The sequence below is a fragment of the Synechococcus sp. R6-10 genome, assembly GCF_047461815.1.
In the GTDB taxonomy this organism is placed as follows: Bacteria; Cyanobacteriota; Cyanobacteriia; order Thermostichales; family Thermostichaceae; genus Thermostichus.
This window is the reverse complement of record NZ_JANSHW010000405.1, coordinates 1-3,110: the sequence shown is the minus strand read 5'-3', so window position 1 is coordinate 3,110 and position 3,110 is coordinate 1. Positions and strand designations below refer to the sequence as shown.

Genomic DNA, 3,110 nt, shown 5'->3' with positions numbered 1-3,110 from the left:
CCCCCAGGCCACCGGCTACCACTGGCATCCGCCCTTTGAGCTGCAGCAGATCCCAGGATTGATTGAGCGGGAACGGCAGCGGGGCCACATGGGCATTCTCTTTTACCAAAAACACCCCACCTGGGCCGTGCGCCTGATGATCCAACTGACGCCCCTGCACCAATTCCTGTGGGGCCTTTTATCCCTGGGGGGCTGGCTGAACGAGAAGCGGGTGGAACCGCTGCTGCGCTGGTTGATCCGGCAGGGCCGCTCGCAGTTGGCTCTGGAGCTGTGCCGGATTTTTTTCCTCAACTGGTACAACGTGCAGGCCGTTTACGAAAGCTACAGAGCGATGAAGGCGCGAAATAAGGGGATCCACTCGGCTTGAGCTGCCACCAGGGCGGGGTAAGTGAGTCGGCCATAATCCTTGCCGGGAATGAGAGGCTGGCCGGGATCCGGATCGGTGCAGCTCAGGGGTTCCCAAACGGCGCCGGCCCCCTTGACAATGGCCCACACTGCCGCCACATCCCAGATCTTGGGCGAGCGTTCTACCGCCCCCAAAAGGCTGCCACCGGCCACCGCCAGCAGGTTGTAGGCAGCGCCCCCCAACATCCGCGCTTTGCAAGGGAATTGCGGGCTAATCCAATGGCTGCTGCGGGAACAGAAATTGAACAATTGGTTGGGGCCGGGTGAGGCGGTGCTAGGACGGATTGGCTGGGGACAGGCGGGATCCCGGTCGTGGCGGGTGAGAAAAGCTCCTGCTGCTGCATCCCCAGGAAACCGAGGCCAATAACCGTAAAAAGTCTGGCGGATGGGCGGCAGATGGACACAGCCAAACACCGGCACGCCCCAATGCAGCAAAGCCAAGGAGCTGCCCCAAATGGGGATCCCACGGGCAAAATTGGTGGTGCCATCCAAAGGATCCACTACCCAACACCACTCCTTCTCGGGAAAAATGTGGTTGGATTCCTCGCTCAGATAACCGTGATCGGGGTAGGCAGCGGCAATGGTCCCTTGAAAAGCGCGATCCGCCCACTCGTCGGAAGAGGTTACCAAGCTACCGTCAGCTTTTAAGGACTCCGTCCCGCTGGCGCGAACCGTAGGGTGGGCCTGGCCAAAGTCTGCCAAGAGCTGGGATCCCACGCTAGCCGTGGCCTGCAGGGCAAACTCGGTAACCTCCAGCCAGAAGGGGGGTAGAACGGCAGTTACAGAAGGAGCGCTCATGCCCCAATCCTAGCGGGATCCCTGGCTTTTGGGGTGAAAAAGGGTTCGCAATGGCAAGCGGATCCCTCACCAGCAGGTTTTAAGCCCCTAAGCTGACTAGAATCATAGGTAAACTCCCCGGCTGGCCGCCCTCCTCCATGAACCAGCGCCTGATTGGACAACTGATTGGCAACCGCTACCGGCTGACCCGCCACATCAGCGAGGGTGGCTACGGCAATGTGTTCGAGGCGGTGGATACCCAGCTCAATGACGAGCTGGTGGCCGTCAAGTTGTTGCGCCCGCCGCCCCCGGACATGGGCCCAGAGTACTACCAGCAACTGCAGCAACGCTTCATGGATGAGGCCAGGGTCAGCGCTCTGTTGGGCGAGCACCCCAACATCGTGCAGGTGCGCTCTTACGGCCTGTACCAAAACCAGCCCTATCTGGTGATGGAGTACCTGAATGCCAAACCCTACAGCGGCCAGGGGTTGGACTATGTGCTGGCTCGGGAAGGCCCCTTGCACCCAGAGCGAGTGGTGAACTTGGCTCTGCAAATTTGCTCTGCCCTGCACCACGCCCACAACTTTCAGATGGATCTGGGCAAGCACTCCATTCGCGGCGTCATCCACCGCGACATTAAACCCAGCAACATCTTTGTGCAGAAAGGGCCCGATGGGAAAGAGCGGGTCAAGATCCTGGACTTCGGCATTTCCAAGCTCATGGGGGAGACCTCTCGTGGCCTGACGCAGACGGGCTATTTTTTGGGCACGATGGTCTATGCCTCGCCCGAGCAAATGCGCGGAGAAAAGCTGGATGGCCGCTCCGACATCTATTCCCTGGGGGTGGTGCTGTACGAGCTGTTAACTGGTGCGTTGCCCTTCGAGCCGGATACCGACACCTTGCAAGGCTGGTACCACGTCCACAACTTTCAAAAGCCCCGCCCCTTCCAAGACCACAAGCTAGCCCACCCCATCCCTGCTGCTCTGGAGAGGGTCATCCTCCAGTGCCTAGAGAAAGACCCTGCCCTCCGCCCGGCCAACATGGAAGGGCTCGGCCAGCAGCTACAGGCTGTCTATGGAAACAAGATCGCCCCTCCTGCCCCGTTCGTTCCCTCAAGTTCATCTCCTGCATCTCCAGGTGTTCGTCCCCAGCGGATCCCGACCGGATTTGGCCAGCCGACTTCCCAACAGCCCCGAACTGCCCCAGTTGAGGAAGAAAAGCTCCAGCAGGCGGTCAGTCTGATCGAGGCAGGCGAGTACAAGATGGCCGTCCATTTGCTCAACGAGCTGATCCAGAGCGCCCCCAACGAAGCCCGCTACTATCTCTACCGCGGTCTGGCCCACCAACGACAGGGGCATTGGGGCCTTGCCCAGATGGACTATCAAGGGGTGCTGCGGCTGGAACCGGGTAACCCTTCAGCGGAACAGGGACTGCGCGAGGTAGAGCAGAAAGTTGGGCAAGAACATGTCAACAGCAAGTCCGGCTCTCATCTGTTGGATGCACCCCTGAATGCACCCCGCCTGGGCAAAGGGTCGGCGTTGAGTTGGCTCTTGGCCAATTTGGGGGCGGCTGGGATCGGCTACCTGGGGCTGGGGGCATCAGCGCCTCTGCTGGCGGCTTTGGGATCGCTACAAGAAGCGGTGGCTGGAGCCGGCCTTGGCTTGCTGATGGGGCTGCTGCAGTGGGCGGTGTTGCGGCGGCAGGTTTCGGTGGGATGGGTGGCTGCAACTTTGCTGGCCACGGCTTTGGGCTGGGCGGCGGCGGATTTCCTCGCTCCCCAGGTGGGGGTAGCAACCTCTGCTTTTAACCCGACGGATCCCTGGCTCCAAAATGTCTTGCAGGCAATGGGAGATGCGCTGCGCGGTTTGCTGGTGGGGGTTGGCGTCGGTGGGCTGCAATGGGCCTTGTGGTCTCAGGGCTGGAAAGGT

The 3,110-nt window shown here is 60.7% G+C and carries 2 protein-coding genes and 1 pseudogene; 2 read left to right on the top strand and 1 reads right to left on the bottom strand.

The window, feature by feature from the left end; genetic code table 11:
- Nucleotides 1-367, top strand: a pseudogene (locus NW837_RS11260) (glycosyltransferase family 2 protein); the annotation flags it as partial.
- Here NW837_RS11260 and NW837_RS11255 read toward each other — a convergent pair.
- Nucleotides 322-1,203, bottom strand: coding sequence for an inositol monophosphatase family protein (locus NW837_RS11255; protein WP_414331587.1), 882 nt, complete (start codon nt 1,201-1,203; stop codon nt 322-324). The pseudogene NW837_RS11260 and the gene NW837_RS11255 overlap by 46 nt on opposite strands.
- A gap of 137 nt (nt 1,204-1,340) precedes the next feature.
- Between NW837_RS11255 and NW837_RS11250 the strand changes: the two genes are divergently transcribed.
- Nucleotides 1,341-3,110 (top strand): serine/threonine protein kinase (locus NW837_RS11250; RefSeq protein WP_414331586.1); only part of this gene is annotated, 1,770 nt, incomplete at its 3' end.

Coding starts and splice junctions, on each gene's coding strand:
- NW837_RS11255 (WP_414331587.1), bottom strand. CDS start 1,203: ATGAGCGCTCCTTCTGTAACTGCCGTTCTACCCCCCTTCTGGCTGGAG.